The sequence below is a fragment of the Variovorax sp. EBFNA2 genome, from assembly GCF_033802765.1.
GTDB lineage: Bacteria > Pseudomonadota > Gammaproteobacteria > Burkholderiales > Burkholderiaceae_C > Variovorax > Variovorax paradoxus_H.
The window spans coordinates 1,078,738-1,100,324 of sequence record NZ_CP138496.1; the positions used below are offsets into that span (position 1 = coordinate 1,078,738).

18 protein-coding genes are annotated in these 21,587 nt (G+C 68.7%); 9 read left to right on the forward strand and 9 right to left on the reverse strand.

Annotated elements, in window-relative coordinates:
* A complete protein-coding gene (queC, locus tag RZE79_RS04810) occupies nucleotides 1-714 on the forward strand; it encodes a 7-cyano-7-deazaguanine synthase QueC (RefSeq protein WP_319359243.1) in 714 nt (237 codons plus the stop codon).
* Here queC and RZE79_RS04815 read toward each other — a convergent pair.
* Nucleotides 696-2,510: an ABC transporter ATP-binding protein/permease gene (locus RZE79_RS04815; protein ID WP_319359244.1), complete on the reverse strand. Its 1,815-nt coding sequence runs from the start codon at nucleotides 2,508-2,510 to the stop codon at nucleotides 696-698. The genes queC and RZE79_RS04815 overlap by 19 nt on opposite strands.
* A 258-nt stretch (nucleotides 2,511-2,768) precedes the next feature.
* Between RZE79_RS04815 and RZE79_RS04820 the strand changes: the two genes are divergently transcribed.
* The 4 genes from RZE79_RS04820 (at nucleotide 2,769) to RZE79_RS04835 (ending at nucleotide 7,174) form a co-directional block, all read left to right on the forward strand.
* On the forward strand, nucleotides 2,769-3,803 hold the full coding sequence (locus RZE79_RS04820; protein WP_373696540.1) for a putative 2-aminoethylphosphonate ABC transporter substrate-binding protein: 1,035 nt from the start codon (nucleotides 2,769-2,771) through the stop codon (nucleotides 3,801-3,803).
* A gap of 22 nt (nucleotides 3,804-3,825) precedes the next feature.
* A complete protein-coding gene (locus RZE79_RS04825) occupies nucleotides 3,826-4,899 on the forward strand; it encodes an ATP-binding cassette domain-containing protein (protein WP_319359245.1) in 1,074 nt (357 codons plus the stop codon).
* 326 nt (nucleotides 4,900-5,225) lie between these two features.
* The gene (locus RZE79_RS04830) at nucleotides 5,226-6,935 is read left to right on the forward strand and encodes a putative 2-aminoethylphosphonate ABC transporter permease subunit (protein WP_319359246.1); all 1,710 of its coding nucleotides are present in this window, start codon (nucleotides 5,226-5,228) and stop codon (nucleotides 6,933-6,935) included.
* Nucleotides 6,936-7,027: 92 nt separating this feature from the next.
* The gene (locus RZE79_RS04835; protein WP_319359247.1) at nucleotides 7,028-7,174 is read left to right on the forward strand and encodes a hypothetical protein; all 147 of its coding nucleotides are present in this window, start codon (nucleotides 7,028-7,030) and stop codon (nucleotides 7,172-7,174) included.
* Nucleotides 7,175-7,215: 41 nt separating this feature from the next.
* Here the strand turns inward: RZE79_RS04835 and RZE79_RS04840 are convergent, their stop codons facing one another.
* Nucleotides 7,216-7,668 carry a GNAT family N-acetyltransferase gene (locus tag RZE79_RS04840; RefSeq protein WP_319359248.1) on the reverse strand — a complete coding sequence of 151 codons (453 nt, stop codon included), beginning with the start codon at nucleotides 7,666-7,668 and terminating at the stop codon, nucleotides 7,216-7,218.
* Nucleotides 7,669-7,766: 98 nt separating this feature from the next.
* Here RZE79_RS04840 and RZE79_RS04845 point away from each other — a divergent pair, with 98 nt between their 5' ends.
* Entirely contained in the window at nucleotides 7,767-9,035 is a 1,269-nt protein-coding gene (locus RZE79_RS04845) for an MFS transporter (RefSeq protein ID WP_319359249.1), read from the forward strand.
* 93 nt (nucleotides 9,036-9,128) lie between these two features.
* On the opposite strand, the gene RZE79_RS04850 is transcribed toward RZE79_RS04845, so the two are convergent.
* A complete protein-coding gene (locus RZE79_RS04850) occupies nucleotides 9,129-10,547 on the reverse strand; it encodes a PLP-dependent aminotransferase family protein (RefSeq protein WP_319359250.1) in 1,419 nt (472 codons plus the stop codon).
* 110 nt (nucleotides 10,548-10,657) lie between these two features.
* Between RZE79_RS04850 and RZE79_RS04855 the strand changes: the two genes are divergently transcribed.
* The 3 genes from RZE79_RS04855 to RZE79_RS04865 are packed head-to-tail and all read left to right on the forward strand — an operon-like array spanning nucleotide 10,658 to nucleotide 12,877.
* Nucleotides 10,658-10,846, forward strand: a complete 189-nt coding sequence (locus tag RZE79_RS04855) for a DUF2970 domain-containing protein (protein WP_056573062.1) — start codon at nucleotides 10,658-10,660, stop codon at nucleotides 10,844-10,846.
* Nucleotides 10,846-11,571 (forward strand): c-type cytochrome, encoded by a 726-nt coding sequence (locus tag RZE79_RS04860; protein ID WP_319359251.1) that lies wholly within the window; start codon nucleotides 10,846-10,848, stop codon nucleotides 11,569-11,571. The genes RZE79_RS04855 and RZE79_RS04860 overlap by 1 nt, the downstream gene beginning before the upstream one ends.
* A 7-nt stretch (nucleotides 11,572-11,578) precedes the next feature.
* Nucleotides 11,579-12,877 carry a c-type cytochrome gene (locus tag RZE79_RS04865; RefSeq protein ID WP_319359252.1) on the forward strand — a complete coding sequence of 433 codons (1,299 nt, stop codon included), beginning with the start codon at nucleotides 11,579-11,581 and terminating at the stop codon, nucleotides 12,875-12,877.
* Nucleotides 12,878-12,898: 21 nt separating this feature from the next.
* On the opposite strand, the gene RZE79_RS04870 is transcribed toward RZE79_RS04865, so the two are convergent.
* From RZE79_RS04870 to RZE79_RS04895, 6 genes are all read right to left on the reverse strand, one after another.
* Nucleotides 12,899-14,341, reverse strand: a complete 1,443-nt coding sequence (locus tag RZE79_RS04870; protein WP_319359253.1) for an 8-oxoguanine deaminase — start codon at nucleotides 14,339-14,341, stop codon at nucleotides 12,899-12,901.
* Nucleotides 14,338-15,753 carry a nucleobase:cation symporter-2 family protein gene (locus RZE79_RS04875; protein WP_319359254.1) on the reverse strand — a complete coding sequence of 472 codons (1,416 nt, stop codon included), beginning with the start codon at nucleotides 15,751-15,753 and terminating at the stop codon, nucleotides 14,338-14,340. Before RZE79_RS04875 ends, RZE79_RS04870 begins: the two co-directional genes overlap by 4 nt.
* 138 nt (nucleotides 15,754-15,891) lie before the next feature.
* Nucleotides 15,892-16,794, reverse strand: coding sequence for a LysR substrate-binding domain-containing protein (locus RZE79_RS04880; protein ID WP_319359255.1), 903 nt, complete (start codon nucleotides 16,792-16,794; stop codon nucleotides 15,892-15,894).
* Nucleotides 16,795-16,842: 48 nt separating this feature from the next.
* Nucleotides 16,843-19,104 carry a phosphocholine-specific phospholipase C gene (locus RZE79_RS04885; protein ID WP_319359256.1) on the reverse strand — a complete coding sequence of 754 codons (2,262 nt, stop codon included), beginning with the start codon at nucleotides 19,102-19,104 and terminating at the stop codon, nucleotides 16,843-16,845.
* A gap of 15 nt (nucleotides 19,105-19,119) precedes the next feature.
* Nucleotides 19,120-21,339: a phosphocholine-specific phospholipase C gene (locus RZE79_RS04890; RefSeq protein WP_319359257.1), complete on the reverse strand. Its 2,220-nt coding sequence runs from the start codon at nucleotides 21,337-21,339 to the stop codon at nucleotides 19,120-19,122.
* A 32-nt stretch (nucleotides 21,340-21,371) separates the two neighbouring features.
* Complete coding sequence (locus RZE79_RS04895) at nucleotides 21,372-21,548, reverse strand: hypothetical protein (protein ID WP_180288492.1); 177 nt, start codon at nucleotides 21,546-21,548, stop codon at nucleotides 21,372-21,374.
* Nucleotides 21,549-21,587 lie beyond the last annotated feature (39 nt).

A 21,587-nucleotide genomic window follows, 5' to 3' on the forward strand; every position in this document is an offset into this window, starting at 1 on the left:
ATGCCCCTGCACACCACCGCCCTCGTTCTGTTTTCCGGCGGCCAGGACTCGGCCACCTGCCTGGCCGAGGCCCTGTCCAAGTACCAACGCGTCGAAACCCTGGGCTTCGACTACGGCCAGCGCCACCGCGTCGAGCTCGACGTGCGCGGCACCGTGCTCGCCCAGATGCGCGAGCGCTTTCCCGAATGGGCGCCGCGCCTGGGCGAAGACCACGTGCTCACGCTGGCCGCGCTGGCCCAGCTCGGCGGCTCCTCGCTCACCGAAGAAGTCGCCTTTGCCATGCAGGCCGACGGCCTGCCCAACACCTTCGTGCCCGGGCGCAACCTGCTGTTTCTCACGCTCGCGGGCGCGCTGGCCTACCGGCGCGGGCTGCAGGTGATCGTCACCGGCGTGTGCGAAACCGACTTCTCGGGCTACCCCGACTGCCGCGACGACACCATGAAGGCCATGCAGCTCGCGCTGTCGCTCGGCCTGGAGCGCCGCCTCGTCATCGAGACGCCGCTCATGTGGATCGACAAGGCCGAGACCTGGGCGCTGGCCCACCGCCTGGGCGGCCAGCCGCTGGTCGACCTGATCGTGGAAGAAACCCACACCTGCTACCTCGGCGACCGCGAGCACCGCCAGGCCTGGGGCTACGGCTGCGGCGAGTGCCCGGCCTGCGATTTGCGCAAGAAGGGCTGGGAGCGTTACGTCGATCAGCCCGCTGTGGGCTGAGCAGCGGTAGCGGTATCGAGCCGGTAACGCGCGCCGCCGCTCGCGCTTTCTTCCTGCGGCACCAGCGTCCACCGCTGGCCATGGAAATCGCCCACGGCCGGGCGGTGCGCGATCGACACCATCGCACCGCCGCCCGCGCGCACCGTGTCGGCGAGCCGCTGGTAGAGCACGGCTTCGGCCGGTGCATCGAGCGCGCTGGTCACTTCGTCGGCGAAGAGCCAGGCTGGTTTCTTCAGCAACACCCGCGCGATGGCCAGCCGCTGCTGTTCGCCGCCCGAGAGCTTCTGGCTCCAGGCGTCGCTGTCGTCGAGCCGGTCCGCGAGGTCGGGCAGCAATGCATCCTTCAACGCCTGGCGCAACTGGTCGTCGCTGAAGCCGGCGGCCGGGTGCGGGTAGGTCAGCGCCTCGCGCAGCTTGCCGTCGGGCAGGTACGGGCGCTGCGGCATGAAGACCGCGTCCGCCGGGGCCTGCACCTTGCCGCTTGCGAACGGCCAGATGCCCGCGAAGGTGCGGAACAACGTCGACTTGCCGCTGCCCGACGGGCCTTGCAGCAGCACGCTGTCGCCGGGGCGCACCGCCAGTGCGGCGCCGGCCAGCAGCTGCGTGCCATTGGGCAGCGCGATCGTGAGGCCGGTGGTGTCGAGCGCGGGGGCGTTGTCGTCGCGTTGCAGGCCGATGTCGCGTGCCGCGTGCGCGCGCATTGCGTCGTCGAAGCTGATCAGGCGATCGGTGGTCGCGCGCCACACGGCGACCTTGTCGTAGTTTTCGACGAACCAGCTCAGCGATTCCTGCACCTTGTCGAAGGCCGATGAAATCTGCATGAGGCCGCCCAGCTGAATGGCGCCGCTGAAAAAGCGCGGCGCCGACACGATGAACGGGAAGATCAGCGACGCCTGTCCGAACATCGCGGTGAACGTGACCAGGTTCTTCTGCTGCTTGATCAGCTGCAGGTAGTTGCGCAGCACCGCGCCGAAGCGCACGTCGAGCTGGCCGCGCTCCACCGTCTCGCCACGGTCGAGCGCAATGGCTTCGCTGTACTCGCGCACGCGCACCAGGTGGTGGCGGAAGTCGGCTTCGAAACGCTGCTGGCGGAAGTTCAGGCCGATCAGCGGCCGGCCGATGAAGTGCGTGATGGCCGTGCCGATCACGCAGTAGACCAGCGCCAGCCACACCATCGAGCCGGCAATTTGGTACGTGCTGCCACCCAGCGACAGGTCGAAGGTGCCTGACAGGCCCCACAGGATGCCGATGAAGCTCAGCAGCGTGACCACCGCATTCATCAAGTCCATCGACAGCGTCATCGTGGCATTGGTGAACATCTGCATGTCTTCCTGGATGCGCTGGTCGGGGTTGTCGGGCGTCGCGCCGTCGGCGTGCGCGTAGCGCGCCAGCTCCAGGTGATAGAAGGCCCGGTCGGCCATCCAGCGGCCGAGGTAGTTGCGCGTCATCCAGGCGCGCCAGCGCAGCTGGAGCATCTGCGTCACATAGAACTTCAGCACCTGGATCGCGATGTTGAAGAAGGCCAGCACGGCGAACACGCGGATCTCGCGCCAGAAGACCGTCGCGTCCTTGTTCTGCAGCGCGTCGTAGAAGCGGCCGTACCACTGGTTGAAGAGCACCAGCGCGTACACATACGCCAGGTTCAGCGCCACGATGCCCGCGAACATCAGGCGCGCCCGCCATTTCTCTTCCTCGGAGTTGAAGTAGGGCGCCGCGAGCCGGAACACGCGGCGCACGACCTGGACGAAGGTGCCGGCACGCGCGGCGATGGTGGGCGATGGGACAGAAGATGACATGCGGATTTCCTCGCAGGCGCTCGTGCGCCGAACCTCGTGGGGAGTCCATCGTAGACAAGTGCGTCTTAAGCGGGGCTGAAGGCGGCCCGCGCCACCCTGCCGACATGACAGCCGTGTGACGCCCGCGACCGCGCCGTGGCATCTCTGTGTCATGTGACAAACCTTTGTCACATACCGCTGCGAGCATCGCTGCGTTCACGGCCCCGGCCGTGTTTTCTTTTTGCGTACACCGCCGTTCTTACCCCGAGGGAATCTCCCATGCTGCATCGTCGTCTGATGTGGGCCGCCGTGCCCGCCGCCCTGTTCTCGCTGGCTTTCGCCGCCTCGGCCCAGGGCCGCACCGAGCTGCTGGTCTACACCGCGCTCGAAGCCGACCAGGTGCAGGCCTACAAGGCTGCCTTCGAAAAAGAGAACCCGGCCATCGAACTGAAGTTCGTGCGCGACTCGACGGGCATCGTCACCGCCAAGCTGCTGGCCGAAAAGGCCAACCCGCAGGCCGACGTGGTGTGGGGTCTGGCCGCCACCTCGCTGATGCTGCTGGACAAGGAAGGAATGCTCCAGCCCTACGCGCCCAAGGGCCTGGAGGCCATCAAGCCCACCATGCGCGACACGGCCAACCCGCCCAAGTGGGTCGGCATGGACGTGTGGTCGTCGGCCATCTGCTTCAACACCGTGGAAGCCACGAAGAAGAGCCTGCCCAAGCCCACCAGCTGGGCCGACCTGACCAACCCGGTCTACAAGGGCCAGATCACCATGCCCAACCCCGCGGCCTCGGGCACCGGCTACCTCATGGTCTCGGGCTGGATCCAGATGATGGGCGAAGACAAGGCCTGGAAGTACATGGACGCGCTGCACCAGAACATCGGCGTGTACAGCCTGTCGGGCAGCAAGCCCTGCCGCCAGGCCGGCGCCGGCGAGTTCGCGCTCGGCATGTCGTTCGAATACCGCGCCAACAAGACCAAGCGCGACGGCGCGCCCATCGACATCGTGCTGCCCAAGGAAGGCCTGGGCTGGGACATGGAAGCCACCGGCATCATGAAGACCAGCAAGAAGCAGGACGCCGCCAAGGCCCTGGCCGACTGGGCCGTGACCAAGCAGGCCAACGAGCTGTACGCGAAGAACTTCGCCGTGCTCGCGCTGCCGGGCATCCAGGAAAAGCTCGAGTTCGTGCCGGGCGACGTCGAGAAGCTGCTGGCCAAGAACGATTTCAACTGGGCTGCCGCCAACCGCGACCGCATCCTGACGGAATGGTCGAAGCGCTACGACGCCAAGGCCGAAAAAAAGCCGATGTGATCGGGACTCCGGGTAGCCGCACATGACCAGCTTTCTCTCCCTTCGCGGCATCGGCAAGTCCTTTGGCGCCACGCGCGTGCTCGACGGCATCGATCTGGACATCGAGCCCGGCGAGTTCGTCTGCCTGCTCGGCCCTTCGGGCTGCGGCAAGACCACGCTGCTGCGCATCGTGTGCGGCATCGAACGCGCCGACAGCGGGCAAATTTTGCTCGGCGGCCAGGACATCGCGGGCCTGCCGCCCGCCGCGCGCGGCTTCGGCGTGGTGTTCCAGTCGTATGCGCTGTTCCCCAACCTCACGGCGGCGCAGAACATCGCCTACGGCCTGCACCCCACGGGCGCACTGGCACGCGAGATGGCCAAGCGTTCGCGCGAAATGCTCGACCTCGTCGGCCTCACCGCGCATGCCGACAAGTACCCCGTGCAGCTCTCGGGCGGCCAGCAGCAGCGCATTGCACTGGCGCGCGCGCTCGCGCCCAACCCGCGCCTGCTGCTGCTCGACGAGCCGCTCTCCGCGCTCGACGCGCAGGTGCGCGCCACCTTGCGCAGCGAAATCCGCGCGCTGCAAAAGCGCCTGGGCATCGTCACCATCATGGTCACGCACGACCAGGAAGAAGCCCTCTCGATGGCCGACCGCGTGGTGCTGATGCACAACGGCCGCATCGAGCAGGCCGGCACGCCCGACGAGCTGTACCGCCAGCCACGCACCCGCTTCGCGGCGGGCTTCGTGGGCCGCATGAACATGCTGCCCGCCACCGTGCTGGCCAACGGCAAGGTGCGTGTGCGCGACAGCGAACTGTTCTGCGCGCCGGGCAACCTCAGCGTCGGTTCGCAAGCCACCGTGGGCATTCGGCCCGAGCATGTGGTGGTGAAGCGCTTCGGTTCCGAACTCGGCACCAACAGCTTCGCCGCACGCCTGCTCGACACCGAGTTCTTCGGCAACCGCACCTCGGCGCGATTGGCCTGCGAGCCGCTGGGCATCGAGATCGAAGCCGAACTGCCCGCCGACGCACGCAGCGGCGGTGAAGAGCCGCTGGTGCCGAGCAGCATGGTGCACATCCAGCTGCCGTTGAACGCGCTGTCGGTGCTGGCGCAATGAAATGACCTCGCGCGTGCGGGTTCCTTGTCGCGCGATGCGCAGTCCTTCAGGGCGCGCTCCCGCCGACGGGGTACCTTGCTCCGCGAATGTCCCCCGCCCTTCGGGCTCCTCCTTAATTTCGCTGCGCAAGGCACCCCATCGACGTGAGCGTGATTCAGTGCGGTCGTTGATCGAACAGCACCACGGCCGCGCTCGGTGTGCACAGGACACTGGGTGCTTCCCGCAGCGAAATCAAGAGGAGGGCGAAGCCCGGGGGACATTTGCGGAGGGAAGTACCCGGTGGCCTGTGCACGCGCCCTGAACAACGACACCACAAGAAGAACAACATGAGCACCCCCACAGAAGCCCTCGTCCCGATCGCAATACCGCGCACGATCCACTTCGACCGCGAACGCTGGCTCACCGGCGCCGCCGTGTTGCTCGTCGTGTTGCTGCTCGTCGTGATCGTCGCGCTCCCTGTCGGCGCGCTCGTCGGCCAGAGCTTCTACGACCGCAGCGGCAACTTCGTCGCCCTGACCAACTTCGCTCGCTACTTCGAGAACCCCGCGCTCGTGCAGTCGGCCTTCAACAGCGTCGCCCTCGCGGTGATCAGCGCCGTGCTGTGCACCTCTATCGCCTACGTGTACGCCTACGGCCTCACGCTCTCGTGCATGCCCGCCAAAGGCCTGCTGCGTGCCGTGGCGCTCATGCCGCTGCTTGCGCCTTCGCTGCTGCCGGCCATCAGCCTGATCTACCTGTTCGGCAACCAGGGCCTGTTCAAGGGGCTGCTCGGCGACCTGTCGATCTACGGCCCGCTGGGCATCGTGCTCGGCTCGGTGTTCTGGACGCTGCCGCATGCGCTGCTGATCCTCACCACCGCCATGGCCACGTCCGATGGGCGTTTGTACGAAGCCGCGCAGACCCTGGGCGCCTCGCGCTGGCGCATCTTCCGCACCGTCACGTTGCCGGCGTCGCGCTACGGCCTCATCGTGGCCGCGATGGTCGTGTTCGTGCTCGTCATCACCGACTTCGGCGTGCCCAAGGTCGTGGGCGGCCAGACCGGCGTGCTCGCGACCGACATCTACAAGCAGGTGGTCGGCCAGCAGAATTTTCAGATGGGCGCCGTGGTCGGCCTCGTGCTGCTGATTCCGGCCGTGCTGTCGTTCCTCGTCGAGCGCCGCGTGCGGCGCAAGCAGGCCGCGGCGCTGTCGGCGCGCGCCACGCCTTATCAACCCGAGCCCGTGAAGTCGCGCGACCGCGCGCTGCTCGTGTTCTGCACGCTCACCGCCCTCGCCATCGTCGTGATGATCGGCATGGCCGTGTTCGCTTCGCTCGCCAGCTACTGGCCCTACAAGCTCACGCCGTCGCTGAAGAACTACGACTTCAGCAACATGGACGGCGGCGGCTGGGGAAGCTACGGCAACTCGCTGCGCCTCGCGCTGTACGCGGCCGTGGCGGGTGCGCTCGCAACCTTCGTGTCGGCCTACTTCGTGGAGAAGCCGCGCCACTTCGGCTTGCTGCGCGAGCTGCTGAACCTGCTGGCCAATTTGCCGCTCGCGGTGCCGGGGCTCGTGCTCGGCGTGGGCTACATCTTCTTCTTCAACTCGGCCGCGAACCCGCTGCACGGCATCTACGGCGGCATGTCGATTTTGGTGGTCTGCACCGTCGCACACTTCTTTTCGGTGGCGCACCTCACGTCGCTCACGGCGCTGCGCCAGCTCGACCGCGAGTACGAGCTGGTGTCCGAGTCGATGGGCGTGCCGTTCTGGCGCACGCTGTGGCGCGTGCACCTGCCGGTGGCGCTGCCCACGGTGCTCAACGTGGCCGGCTACTTCTTCGTCAACGCGATGACCACCGTGTCGGCCGTCGTGTTCCTCTACTCGCCGCAGACCACGCTGGCCGCCATCGCCGTGCTCAACATGGACGACGCAGGCGACGTGGCGCCCGCCGCCGCCATGGCCTCGCTCATCATGCTCACGGCTGCCGTCGGCCGCGGCCTGTTCGCGCTGGCGGGGCATGGGGCGCTGAAGCGCACGCAGGCCTGGCGACAGCGGTGACGAACAACGCAGTCGGCTGACGGCGGCGGCGCCATGCCGATTGGCGCCACGTCCGACTTGACGCGCGATGTTGCAGGCCTAGCATGCGCCGCATGAGAAGCACAGCCTTTGTTCTTCTGTTGTGTCTTGGCCTGCTGACCGCGGCCTGTGACGGCAAGCGCAAGCCCGGTGTGCCGGTGCCGAAGGCCTTGTCGTCGAGCGTTGTCGTCGTCGTCATGCCCGCGCCGTTCGTGGGCTGAGGCTGCCGGGCGTTCATCGCGCACCGGCCACCGGGTACGTCTCAGGGCGGGACGTACGCCAGCACTTCATCGCCCGCCGCATCGAACTCGCCCGTGGGCTTCCAGCCCAGGTGCCGGTAGAAACCGTGCGAGCGAACCTGCGGGTCGGGGGAGCAGCCCAGGAAGAGGCGCTGGAAGCCCAGCCCCTTGAACGCATCGACCATCAACGCAAGCAGCGCCTTGCCGATGCCCTGGCCTTCGTGCGCAGGCAGCAGCGCCAGCACGGCGATCTCGCCGGTGTCGCGGTCGCCGAAGCAGTAGCCGGCGAGTTCGCCATCGACCAGCGCGACGTAGCCGGGCAATGAGCCATCGGCGATGCCGGCCTGCCAGCTTTCGTGCGTGATGCCGACGGCCTTCAACTCGTCAACGGAGAACGCGTTCTCGCGTGTGCGGCCTCGCAGGTCGATGCACGCAGAGGTGTCTTCAGGCGCGGCAGTTCGGTAGAGGATGTTCATGCGTTCGTTCTTCGAAGGCGTGCGCAGCAAGCGGCGCAGCCTTCCGCGAGAATGCCACACGACATGCGCTGCCCGATGCATGCGTGGAGACAAAAAGAATGAAGACGACCCAAGAGACAGCCATCGTCCACCAGCCCGATTCGCGCTACGCCATGGTGCGCCTGGCGCTCACGCTGCTGGTCATGACGGTCGGCAGCAGCGGCATGTACGTGGTGTCGGTCATGTTGCCCGCCGTGCAGGCCGAGTTCGGCGTGGCGCGCGCCGATGCCTCCATGCCCTACACGCTGCTGATGCTGGGCTTCGGTTTCGGCGGCGTGCTCATGGGCAAGCTGGCCGACCGCGTCGGCGTGATGAAGCCGTTGCTGATGGGCTCTGTCTTTCTCGCCGCCGGCTACATCGCCACGGGCCTGTCGCAAGACATCGTGTCCTTCACCATCGCGCAGGCACTGCTGGTGGGTCTGCTCGGCAGCTCGGTGGCTTTTGCGCCGCTGGTGGCCGACACCTCGCTGTGGTTCGTCAAGCGGCGCGGCATCGCGGTGGCCGTGTGCGCCAGCGGCAACTACCTCGCGGGCGCCGTGTGGCCGCCCATCGCGCAGCACTTCGTCGAGCAGGTGGGGTGGCGCCAGACCTACGTCGGCATGGGCATCTTCTGCGGCGTGACGATGGCGCTGCTCGCGCTGTTCTTCCGCGCACGGCCGCCGGCACTGGCCGAGGCGGCGCCGGTGTCGCACGTTGCAGGCAGCACCCTGGTGCGCGACATGACGCGGCCCTTCGGCCTGAGCCTGGGCACGGCGCAGGGCCTGTTGTGCGTGGCGGGCGTGGCCTGCTGCGTGGCGATGGCGATGCCGCAGGTGCACATCGTGGCCTACTGCGGCGACCTGGGCTACGGCCCGGCGCAGGGCGCGATGATGCTGTCGCTGATGCTGGGCTTCGGCATCGTGAGCCGGCTGGTGTCGGGCGCCATCTGCGACCGCATCGGCGGGCTGCGCACGCTGATGCTGGGCGGCCTGCTGCAGTGCGTGGCGCTGCTGCTGTTCTTGCCCTTCGACGGGCTGGTGCCGCTGTATGTGATCTCGGCGCTGTTCGGCCTGTTCCAGGGCGGCATCGTGCCCTCGTACGCGATCATCGTGCGCGAACACTTTCCGCCCAGGGAAGCCGGCGCGCGCGTGGGCACGGTGCTGATGTTCACGCTGTTCGGCATGGCGCTGGGCGGCTGGATGTCAGGCAAGGTCTTCGACCTGACAGGCAGCTACCACGCAGCCTTCTTGAACGGCATCGGATGGAACCTGGTGAACGTGAGCATCGCGGCGTTCCTGTTGTTCAGGGTGCGCCGGATGCGGCAGGGTGGGGTGGCGGTGGCGGCTTGACGTTCCAGGGAGTCGCGTTGCTGGTGCCGGATGTGCAGAACCCGCAGTGTTTTTGAAGCGTGCGGCCTGGTATCGGCGACACCTTCACCGGCCTCAGGCCGCGTCTGCGACCAGTCGCCCGAGCGTCTGCAAGGCCTGCTCGCTGTGCGCATCCCACACATGGCCGTAGTTCAGCCGCAGGCAATTCGAGAACGCACGCGTGGCCGAGAAGATCGGCCCGGGCGCGACGCTGATGCCGCGCTCCAGCGCCAGGCGATGGATCTCCAGCGCATTCACCTGCGGCGGCAATTCGACCCACAGGAAGTACCCGCCCAGCGGCCGCGTGGCGCGCGTGCCCGCCGGAAAGTAATGCCCCACGGCCTGCGTGAAGGTGGCCTGCTGCATCGCCAGCGTCTGGCGCAGCTTGCGCAGGTGCTTGTCGAAGCCGCCCTTCTCGAGGTAGTCGGCCAGCGCCAGTTGCGCGGGCACCGAGGTGCTGAGCGTGGTCGTGAGCTTTTGCCGCGCCACCTTGCGCGCGAAGCGCCCGGCCGAGGCCCAGCCGATGCGGTAGCCGGGCGCGAGGCTCTTCGAGAACGACGAGCAGTGCAGCACCAGTCCCTGCGTGTCGAAGGCCTTGGCCGGCGGTGGGCGGCGCTCGCCGAAGTAGAGCTCGGCGTACACGTCGTCCTCGATGAGCGGCAACTCGTGCCGCGCGAGCAGCTCGACCAGCGCCTTCTTCTTCGCATCGGGCATCAGGCTGCCGAGCGGGTTCTGGAAGGTGGTCATGAGCCAGCAGGCGGTGGGTTGGTGCGCGGCGATGGCTTGGGCGAGCGCGTCGAGGTCGATGCCTTCGCCCGGGTGCGTCGGCACCTCGATGGCGCGCAGGCCCATGCGTTCGAGCGCCTGCAGCGCGGCGTAGAAGGTGGGCGATTCGACGATCACTGCGTCGCCCGGCCGCGTGACGGCCGAGAGGCAGAGGTTGAGCGCCTCGAGCGCGCCGTTGGTGACGACGATCTCCTCGGCCGGCACCGGCAGGCCGTCGGCCAGGTAGCGCAGCGCGATCTGCCGTCGCAGGGCCGCGCTGCCGGGCGTGAGGTCGTCCACCGTGCGCCATGGGTCGAGCGACTTGGCGCTGGCCGCCATGAACTGGCCCAGCCGCGCCAGCGGAAACAGCAGCGGGCTCGGAAAGGCCGAGCCGAAGGGCACGACCTGGCGCGACATGCTGGCTTCGAGGATGTCGAAGACCTGGTCGCTCACGTCGAGGGCGCGCGGGCCCTCGGCGGGGCGCGAGGTGAGGGTGGTTTCGGGCGGCGCGTCGCGCAGGCCGCCGCCGGCCACGTAGTAGCCCGAGCGGTCACGCGCGCGCACGAGGCCGCGCGCCTCCAGCAGGTAGTAGGCTTGGAACACGGTGGAGGCGCTCACGCCGCGGCTGCTGCCCGTGTGCCGCACGGAGGGCAGGCGGTCGCCGGTCTTGAGGGTGCCGTTGCGGATCGAGGCCTCGATGTCCGAGGCCAGGGCTTCATAACGCTTCATCGGGGTCTCATCGGGGGGCCGTTGTCATTCGCGGGGACTCTAATCTGATATGGTGAATCGAGCTGGATCTGCATCTGTTTTTTTTGATCCGTTTGCGCGACAGTGGACCCATGTTCAATCTGATGCGCGCGGTGCGCGCCGTACTCTGGAGCTTCATCGGGCTGGGCGGCCGCCGGGCCGACGCCGACAAGCGGACCGCCCAACTGGGCATCCTGCCGCTGATCGGCGTGGGGCTGTGCATGGCCCTGCTGCTGATCGCGGGCCTGCTGGCCCTGGCGCATTTCGCGGCAGGCACGTGATGAAGGCCCTGCTCCACCGGGCAGCGCTGGTTTTGGCGCTGCTGTGGCCGCTTGCGCCCATCGCTGCGCAGGCCGCCACCACCACCGTGCCCGACACCATCGAACAGCGCGTGGCCGCCTGCATCGCCTGCCACGGGCGCGAGGGCGCGACCACCAACGCCGGCTTCTTCCCGCGCCTGGCGGGCAAGCCGGCGGGCTACCTGTTCAACCAGCTCGTGAGTTTTCGCGACGGGCGCCGCTTCAACAGCGACATGACCTACATGGTCCAGCACCTGTCGGACGACTACCTGCGCGAGATGGCCGAGTACTTCGCGAACCTGTCGCTGCCGTACGCGGCGATTTCGCCGCAGAGCGACGCCTCGCCCGAGCAGCTGCGCCGGGGCCGCCAGCTGGCGCTCGAAGGCGATGCCGCGCGCAACATCCCGGCCTGCGTGCAGTGCCACGGCGCGGCGCTCACGGGCGTGCAGCCGGCCATTCCGGGCCTGCTAGGCCTGCCGCGGCTGTATGTGTCGTCGCAGCTCGGCGCCTGGCTCACCAAGGAGCGCCACGCGCCCGCGCCCGACTGCATGGCGCAGATCGGCCAGCGCATGACCACCGCCGACATCAACGCCGTGGCCAGCTGGCTGGCCGTGCAGCCGATGCCGGCCGACACCCGCCCGGCCGCCTCGCTGCCCGCGCCGTTGCCCGTCACCTGCGGCGGCATGCCGACCGCAGCGAAACCCTGAGAACCCGATGACCGCGCGATTGAGACATTTCGGCTGGGCCCTGCTGGGCCTGGTCACCCTGGCGGCCGTGTTGGCCGGCGTCGTGCTGGCGCTGAACCTGCGCGGCGAAGACCCGCTGCCCGAACGCGCCGAAGCCTTCGACGCCACGCCGCAACTCGTCGAGCGCGGGCGCTACCTCGCGCTGGCGGGCAACTGCGCCGGCTGCCACACCACGCGCGGCGGCCAGCCTTACGCGGGCGGCGTGCCGCTCGAAACGCCGTTCGGCACCATCTACGCGACCAACCTCACGCCCGATGCGACGCACGGCATCGGCGGCTGGAGCAGCGCGCACTTCTGGCGCGCCATGCACAACGGCCGCAGCAAAGATGGGCGTTTGCTGTACCCGGCCTTCCCGTACCCGAACTTCACGCAGGTCACGCGCGAAGACTCCGACGCGCTCTACGCCTACCTGCGTAGCGTGGCGCCGGCCGCCACGGAAAACAAGGCGCACCGCCTGCGCTTTCCGTACGACACGCAGGCCGCGCTTGCGGTGTGGCGCGCGCTTTCGTTCAAGCCGCAGCCCTTCGTGGCCAACGCGAACAAGCCCGCCGAATGGAACCGCGGCGCGTACCTGGTCGGCGGCCTGGGCCACTGCATCGCCTGCCACGGCAGCCGCAACTCGCTGGGCGCGACCGAAACCCAGCTCGGCCTCTCTGGCGGGCTGATCGCGGTGGAGAACTGGTACGCGCCCTCGCTGGCCGATCCGCACGAAGCGGGCGTGGCCGACTGGCCCGCGGCCGATGTCGTGGCGCTGCTGAAAACCGGCACCGCCCCGCGCGGCTCGGTGATGGGCCCGATGGCCGACGTCGTGTTCCGCAGCACGCAGTACCTGAGCGATGCCGACCTGGGTGCGATGGCGATCTACCTGAAGGACCTGCCCGAGGCCGTGAAGCAGGACGCGCCCCAGGCCCAGAAGGCGCCCGCCGCCCCGCTGCGGCGCGACGCCGGCACGATGGTGCGTGGCGCCAAAATCTACGACCAGCGCTGCGCCTACTGCCACGGCGACCAGGGCCAGGGCGCGGCCGGCGCCTACCCGCCGCTCGCGGGCAACCGCGCGGTGACCATGGCGCAGCCCGCCAACCTGATCCAGGTGATCGCGCACGGCGGCTTCCTGCCCGCGACGGCCGGCAACCCGCGCCCCTACGGCATGCCGCCGTTCGGGCACGCGCTCGACGCCACCGAGGTGGCCGAGGTGCTCACCTACATCCGCGGGTCGTGGGGCAACAACGCCGCGCCGGTCACGCAACTGGACACGATGCGGCGCTGATGCGCACTGCGCACCGCCTTTTCAGGCGGTGTGCGGATGCCGCGCGCTTTCGTACAGCGTGCGCGCCAGCCCGCGGTGCGTCGCCAGCAGCGGCGCCAGCTCGAAGCCCGTGAAGCGGCCGTCGCGGATGCGGACCACGCCGTCGATCACGCTCAGCGCCGCCGCCACCGGCGTGCAGAACACCAATGCTGCGACCGGGTCGTGCCAGGCGCCGGCGTGGTCGACGCCGCGCATGTCGAAGGCCACGAGGTCGGCCGACATGCCCGGGGCCAGCGCACCGATGTCGTCGCGCCCCAGCACGCGGGCGCCGCCGACCGTGGCGATCTCCAGCGCCTCGCGCGCGGTCATGGCGGCGGGGCCGTAGCCCACGCGCTGCAGCAGCATCGCCTGGCGCGCCTCGCCCAGCATGTGCGCGCCGTCGTTCGACGCGCTGCCGTCCACGCCCAGGCCCACGGGCACGCCCGCGCGCCGCATCGTCCCGATGGGCGCGATGCCCGAGGCCAGCCGCATGTTCGAGCACGGGCAGTGCGCCACGCCGGTGCCGGTGCGCCCGAAGAGCGCGATGCCGGCGTCGTCGAGCTTCACGCAGTGCGCGTGCCACACGTCGGGGCCCACCCAGCCCAGGTCTTCGGCGTATTCGGCCGGCGTCATGCCGAACTTCTCGCGCGAGTACGCCACGTCGTTGTCGTTCTCGGCCAGGTGCGTGTGCAGCGACACGCCGCGTTCGCGCGCCAGCTCGGCCGACAGGCGCATCAGGTCGCGCGACACCGAGAACGGCGAGCAGGGCGCGAGCACGATGCGGCGCATCGAATGCCGCGCGGGGTTGTGCCAGCGGTCGATGAGCCGCTCGCTGTCGCGCAGGATCGCGGCCTCGGTCTCCACCACCTCGTCGGGCGGCAGGCCGCCGGCGCTGCGGCCCACGCTCATGCTGCCGCGCGCCGCGTGGAAGCGCATGCCCATGGCGTCGGCCGCCTCGATCGAATCGTCGAGCCGCGACCCGTTCGGGAACAGGTAGAGGTGGTCGCTCGTGGTGGTGCAGCCCGAGCGCATCAGCTCGGCCATCGCGGTCTGCGTCGACACGCGGATCATCTCGGGCGTGAGCCGCGCCCACAGCAGGTACAGGTTCGTGAGCCAGCCGAAGAGCTCGGCGTCCTGCGCCTCGGGCACGGCGCGCGTGAGGCTCTGGTACATGTGGTGGTGCGTGTTCACCAGCCCGGGCATCACGACATGGCCGTGCATGTCGATGGCCTCGGCCTGGCCGCTGCGCAGCGCGTCGAGGTACACCGCCGGCAGTTCGGCCGTGGCGCCCACCCAGGCGACGGCGGGGCCTTCCATCACCACGGCGCCGTCGGCGATCTCGCGCCGGGCGGCGTCCATGGTGACGAGCACGTCGGCATGCCGGACGATCAGCAGCGGCGGGCGCTGCTGCGGTTGCGAGGAAGAAGATGGATGTTGAAAAGTCATTCGGAGCCGTGCGAAGTGCGCGCCGCCATCGCGAAGGAGCGTTCCTTCGACAGCACGCCGTTGTAGAAAAGATTGAGCAGCACCGCGGCCAGCGTGCCCAGCACGATGCCGCTGTGCGTCAGCGGATGGGTCCAGGCGGGAAAGTGCTGGAAGAAATTGGGCGACAGCGTGGGAATCAATCCGAGCCCGATCGAAATGGCGATCACATACAGCGCGTGGCGGTTCTGCGCGTAGTCGATCGCACCCAGAATGCGCACGCCCGTGGCCGCGACCATGCCGAACATCACGATACCCGCGCCGCCGAGAACGAACTGCGGCACCGAGGCCACGATGTGCGCGATCTTCGGAAACAGCGCCAGCGCAATCAGCATCAGGCCGCCGCCCGCCGCCACGTAGCGCGAGCGCACGCCCGTCACCGTGACCAGCCCCACGTTCTGCGAGAACGAGGTGTAGGGGAAGGTGTTGAACACACCGCCGATGACCGTGCCCAGCCCGTCGGCGCGCAGCCCGCGCGTGAGCGCATCGGTCGTCACCTTGCGGCCGGTGATCTCGCCCAGCGCTAGGAACATGCCGGTCGACTCGACCAGCGTGATGAGCATCACGATGCACATCGAGGCGATGGCCGTGAGCTCGAAGCGCGGCAGGCCGAAGTGGAAGGGCGTGGTCACGGCGACCCAACTCGCTGCTTCGAGCCCGTCGAAGTGCATGCGCCCGAGCGCCAGCGACACGCCCACGCCGAACACGATGCCCAGCAGCACCGCGATGTTGGCGATGAGGCCCTTGCCGAAGCGCGTGATCGCGATGATCACCGCCAGCACCGCCGCGGCAATCGCCAGGTTCACCGGCTCGCCGTAGGCCGGATTGGCCACCGCGTGCGCCACGCCGTCGATCATGCGGGTCGCGGTGGGCTGGCCGCCCGCGGCCCAGTTGATGGCCACGCCCATGAGCGACACGCCGATCAGCGTGATGACCGTGCCCGTGACGAGCGGCGGAAACACGCCCAGCACCCGCCCCATGAGCGGCGCGACGAGCATGCCGAACACGCCCGCCACGATGGTCGCGCCGTAGATCGCGGGCAGCCCGAGCGAGGGGTCCATGCCGATGGCGATCATCGGCCCGACGGCCGCGAAGGTCACGCCCATCATCACCGGCATGCGGATGCCGAAGCGCCAGAAGCCGATGGCCTGCACCAGCGTGGCAATGCCGGCGGCGAACAGGTCGGCGTTGATGAGGAAGGCGATGTCGGCCTTCGAGAGGCCGAGCGCACCGCCCACGATGAGCGGCACGGCCACCGTGCCCGCGTACATCACGAGCACGTGCTGCAGGCTCAATGCGCCGCAACGGGCGAGCGGAAGCTTCTGGTCGACCCCTTCGCCGTCTCCTGCGGGGGTCTTTTTATCGTTCGAGAACATGGGAACCTTTCCTGCCGATGAACCGGCGCGGCAGTCTAGGAGCGATGTCTTTGCACATGCAAAGTCAATAAATGACGCGCCCTGTGCACAAAAAGTGGACGGTCATCGGAAGGGCTGCCAGAGCGTATGCGCGCGGTTTCAGGGCGCCAGCAGGTCGTCCAGGCAGGCCACGACATGGTTCGCGAACAGCTCGGCCGCGGCGCTCGGCGCCTGCGCGGCGCGGGTCTCGAGCGTGAGCGTCTGCGCACCCAGCGTGGTGTCGCGCAGCGGCACGAAGACCAGCGTGCCGTCGTTGCGCTCCTCGTCCACGTCCAGGCGGTTCAGCAGCGTGATGCCGCCGCCGTCGCGCACCAGCCGGCGCATCAGCGCGGTGGAGGTGGTCTCGACCACCGGCGATACGCGGATGGCCGAGCGTTCGAACGCAGCATCGAGGATCGGGCGGATCGACAGCGAGGGCGCGGGCAGGATCAGCGGGTAACCCACGCACTCCGCCAGCACCGTGGTCGCATGCGCCGTGAGCGGATGGCCCGGCGGCACCACCGCGCCGATCGGCCACTCGCTGCTGAACAGCGTGCGAAAACCGGCCGTGCCGGGCACGTCGTAGGCCAGCGCCAGGTCGGCATCGCCTTCGGCCACGCTGCGCAGCACGGCCGCGATGGGCAGGCCCAGCAGCTTGAGTTGGATGCCCGGGTGCGCCGCGCGAAAGCGCTGCACCACAGCGGGCAGGAAGGCGTCGGCCAGGCCGGCCGTGGTGGCCAGCGTGACCTCGCCCTGGCGCAGGCCGCGCATGTCTTCGATGCGCTGGCGCACGAGGTCGAACTCGCGCAGCGTGCCGCGCGCATGCGCCAGCACGATCTCGCCCACGGGCGTGAGCTTGAGCGTGTTGTGGATGCGCTCGAACAGCGGCGCGCCCAGTTCTTCCTCGAGGTTGAGGATCTGCCGGTTGACAGCCGTGGGCACCACGTGCAGCTGCTCGGCCGCCTTGCGGATCGAGCCCGCGCGAACCACCTCGACGAAGTACCGAATGACCTTGGCGTGCATGAATTCCCCCGCGCCACTGGCGGGCGCGGGGGGATCATGCCTACGTCTTCAGAGGTCGGGCAAGCCCATCGCCGGATCGCTGACCGTGTGCTTGCCGGTTTCCACGCGGCCGGCAAAGCGGCGGTAGAAGGCCGGGTCGCTGTCGCAGGTGACGGCGAAGTCGTACCACTGGCCGCTGGCGGCGAGCTCCCAGTGCTGTTCGGCCTGCGCGCCGCCGTTCACCGTCGCGTTCCACGAGCCGTCGTCGCGGTAGGCCTTGGCACGCACCGTGAACTTGCACGCGGCCTTGCCGTCGTTGCGCATCTGCAGGTAGACGTTGCCGTTGGCGATGTCGTAGCAGACACGCACCTCGGGCGCCGCCACGCCGCCGGCGCGCAGGCGGTTGAGGTCGCCCTTGAAGTGGCGGTGGTAGCCGTTGGGGCCGAGCACCCAGAGGTCGTAGAAGCCGCTGTTGTCGGTGGCCGCGGCCCAGCTGTCGTCGAGCGTCTTGCCGGGCTCGACCATGTAGCGGCGCGGCAGGCGGTCGAGGTTGAGCTTGTCGTACACGTGGAACACGGCGGCGGCCTTGCCGGTGTTCGAGAAGATCAGCTTCACGGTGCCGGTGAGGGTGTCGGCCCTGGCGCTCGTGTGCAGCTCGTAGGGCAGGGCGCGCGACGGTCGCGTGCCGGTGACTTGTCGCGGCAGCTGCGGATCAACAGGGGGCGCGATGGGTGGCCTCTTCTTGCCGCCTGCATCGAACTCCTGAGTGGTTCTCAACGTGTCGGCGTCGGTCCGGGTCGTGCGCCCTGCGAGTGCGGGCTGAGCCTCGGTGTTCGGCGTGGCGAAGTTGAAGGCGCTCGTGAGGTCGCCGCACACCGCGCGCCGGAAGGGCGAGATGTTCGGCTCCTTCACGCCGAAGCGCGTCTCGAGAAAGCGCAGCACCGAGGTGTGGTCGAACGCCTGGGAGTTGACCCAGCCGCCGCGGCTCCACGGAGAGATCACGTACATCGGCACGCGCGGGCCCGGGCCGTACACGCGGCCGTCGGGTGCGGGTTGCGAGGTGCTGCCTTCGGGCGCGGGCTGCGTGAAGTACTCGGCCTTCAGGTCGTCGGTGGCGAGGGTCGTCTTGCCGGCCGGCGTCTTGTCTGCGTTGAGCGACGGCGCCGATGGCGAAGGCACGTGGTCGAAGTAGCCGTCGTTCTCGTCGAAGTTCACCAGCAGCACGGTCTTGCTCCAGACCTCCGGCACGGCGGTGAGCGCATCGAGGATTTCCTGCACAAACCACGCGCCCTGCACCGGGCTCGACGGGCCGGGGTGCTCGCAGTACGCGGAGGGCGCGTTGATCCAGCTCACCTTCGGCAGGCGGCCGGCCTTGATGTCGCGACGGAACGCGTCCAGGTAGTCCTCGGGCTTGTCGCCTGGCAGCGTGTTGGCGATGCCCTTGTAGAGCGGGTTGCCCGGGTTGTCGCTGGCCGCGTCGTAGGCGTGGAAGGGGAGCTTCTGGCCCGTGTCGGAAAACGGCGCCTTGTAGTAGCCGCTCGTCACCGGGTAGGGCGACGCGCGGTTGGCGCGGCGGAACTGGCGGAACGCGCCGAGCATGTTGTCGCCCCATTCGTCGGGCATGTTCTGGTAGCAGATCCAGCTCACGCCGGCGTCTTCGAGCCGCTCGGCATAGGTCTTCCACGTGTAGCCGGTGTCGACTTTGCTGGGCGTGGCGTCCAGCCAGTCCCACTCGTTGCTGACGAAGGCCACGCCCTGCGCGGTCGGGCCGTTGGTGCCGGTGATGTGGAATGAGCGGTTCGCGTCGGTGCCGGTGTGCATCGCGCAGTGGTACGCGTCGCACAGCGTGAAGGCATCGGCCAGCGCGAACTGGAACGGAATCTCGGCCGCCTTGTGGTACCCCATGGCCTTGGGCGTCTTGTAGCTCGCCCATTCGTTCATGCGGCCGCCGCCCCAGGCCTGCTGGCTGTCGTCCCAGTCGTGCGGCGTGCCGCCGTCGCGCTGCGCATTGCCCTTGCGGCTGTCGAAGTGGTACGGCAGCACCACGTTGCCGTTGGCATCGCTCTGCTGCCAGACGTTGAGGCCCTTGGGCAGCGGAATGGGAAAGCGGTCGCCGAAGCCACGCACGCCGGCGAGCGTGCCGAAGTAGTGGTCGAACGACCGGTTCTCCTGCATCAGGATCACGACGTGTTCGACGTCGTTGATGGTGCCGGTCTTGTTGTTGGCCGGAATGGCCAGTGCGCGCCGGATGCTCGGCGGAAAGGCCGAGAGCGCGAGCGCGGCGGCACCGGTGGTGGCGGTGCCGGTGAGAAAGTTGCGGCGGGAGGTCATGGTGTCACCCTGGCCTCAGGCGCCGGCCGTGCCCATGGCCGGGTCGCTCACCGAATGCCGCCCGGTTTCCACGCGGCCCGCGAAGCGCCGGTAGTAGCTGGTGTCGGCGTCGCAGGTCACTTCGAAGTCGTACCAGGCGCCGCTGGCGGCCAGCTCCCAGTGCTGCTCGGCCGAGGTGCCGCCGGCCACGCTCGCGGTCCACGGGCCGTCGGTGCGGTAGGCCTTGGGGCGCACGGTGAACTTGCAGGCGTTGCGCCCGCCGTTGAGCATCTGCAGGTAGACATTGCCGTTGGCGATGTCGTAGCACACGCGCACTTCGGGGTTGGGCGCATCGCCCGCGCGCAGGCTGTTCAGGTCGCCGCGGAAATGGCGGTGGAAGCCGTTGGGGCCGAGCACCCACAGGTCGTAGAAGCCCGTGTTGTCGACCATCGCGTTCCAGGTGTCGTCCAGCGTCTTGCCGGCCTCGACCATGTAGCGGCGCGGCAGGCGTTCCAGGTTGAGCTTGTCGTATACGTGGAACACGGCGGCGGCCTTGCCCGTGTTGGCGAACAGCAGCCGCACCTTGCCGCTGGTGGCGTCGTTGCGCGCGCTCACGTGCAGCTCGTAGGGCAGGGCGCGCGAGGGGCGCGTGCCGGCGGCCTGGCGCGGCATTTGCGGGTCGGCGGGCATGGGCACCTGCGCCTGGGCTTCCTGCGCCGCGCGCGTGTCGTTCGCCTGCGTCTTGGTCGTGCGGCCGGCCAGCGTCGGCAGCGCCTCGGTGTTGGGCGTGGCGAAGTTGAAGGCGCTCGTGAGGTCGCCGCACACCGCGCGGCGGAACGCGCTGATGTTGGGCTCCTTCACGCCGAAGCGCGTCTCGATGAAGCGGATCACCGAGGTGTGGTCGAAGGCCTGCGAGTTGACCCAGCCGCCGCGGCTCCAGGGCGAGATGATGTACATCGGCACGCGCACGCCGGGGCCGTACACGCGGCCGTCGGGCGCGGGCTGCTTGACGGTGCCCGGCGGCTTGGGGTGCGTGAAGCGCTCGAAGGCGATGTCGGCTTCGGGCAGCGTCGTCTTGCCGGCGGCCGAGCCGTCGGGGTTGAGCGAAGGCGCGGCCGGCGACGGGTAGTGGTCGAAGTAGCCGTCGTTCTCGTCGAAGTTGATGATCAGCACGGTCTTGCTCCACACCTCGGGCACGGCGGTGAGCGCATCGAGCGTTTCCTGGATGTACCAGCCGCCTTCCACGGGGCTCGACGGGCCGGGGTGCTCCGAATAGGTGGCGGGCGCGACGATCCACGACACCTGCGGCAGCTTGCCGTTCTTCACGTCGTTGCGGAAGGTGTTCAGGTACTCCTCCACGTTGGCGCCGGGCATGGTGTTGGCGATGCCCTTGTACAGCGGGTTGCCGACGTCGTCGCTGGCCGGGTCGTAGGCCGGCACCGGGCCGGTGTTGTTGATCGGCTTGCCCGAAGCCTCGCTGGCCAGGCGGTACTGCTTGAAGCCGGTGAGCGGGTTGTCGCCGAAGTTGTCGCGCATGTTTTCATACACGATCCAGCTGACGCCGGCGGCCTGCAGGCGCTCGGGGAAGGTCTTCCACTCGTAGCCGGTGGTCGAGGGCGGCGTGTAGCTGTCGTCCCACTCGTTGGTGACCGAGGCCACGCCCGCGCCTGTAGGGCCGTTGGTGCCGGTCCAGAGGAACATGCGGTTCGAGTTGGTGCCGGTGTGCATGCTGCAGTGATAGCCATCGCACAGCGTGAAGGCATTGGCCAGCGCGAACTGGTACGGCAGCTCGGCCTGCTCGAGGTAGCCCATGGCCTGGGTGTACGGCGCGGTGCCGGTCTTCTTGTACTTGACCCACTGGTACGAGCGGCCGCCGTCCCAGGCGTTCTGGCCGTCGTTCCAGTCGTGCGGCGTGCCGGCCACGCGCTGTGCGTTGCCCTTGGTCTGGTCCAGGTGGTAGGGCAGCACGGGCGTGCCCGTTTCGTCGGCCTGCTGCCAGACGTTGCGCCCGCCCGGCAGCGGAATCGTGAAGCGGTCGCCGAAACCACGCACGCCCATGAGCGTGCCGAAGTAGTGGTCGAACGAACGGTTCTCCTGCATCAGGATGACGATGTGCTCGACGTCCTTGATGGTGCCGGTCTTGTTGTTGGCCGGAATGGCCAGCGCGCGGCGGATGCTCGGCGGGAAGGCCGAGAGTGCGAGGGCGGCAGCGCCGGTGGTGGCGGTGCCCGTGAGGAATTTGCGGCGTGAATTCATGGTCTTGTCGTGGCTGTTCATGAAGTCGCGCGTCACGGGGCGCAGCGCATTTCGGGCTTCACGCCGGTCTCGGGCTGGGGCTGCGGGGGCGGCGTGATGATGGGCGGGAAGCCGCCGCCGTTGTTGTCGCTGCCGCCGCAGGCGGACAGCGTGCAAGCCAGGAGGAAGGCGGCGAGCAGCCGCGTGGGGAGGGAAGCTTGAAGCAGCATGGGGTGATCCTCTTTGTGATGTCGTGGAGATCGGGGGTG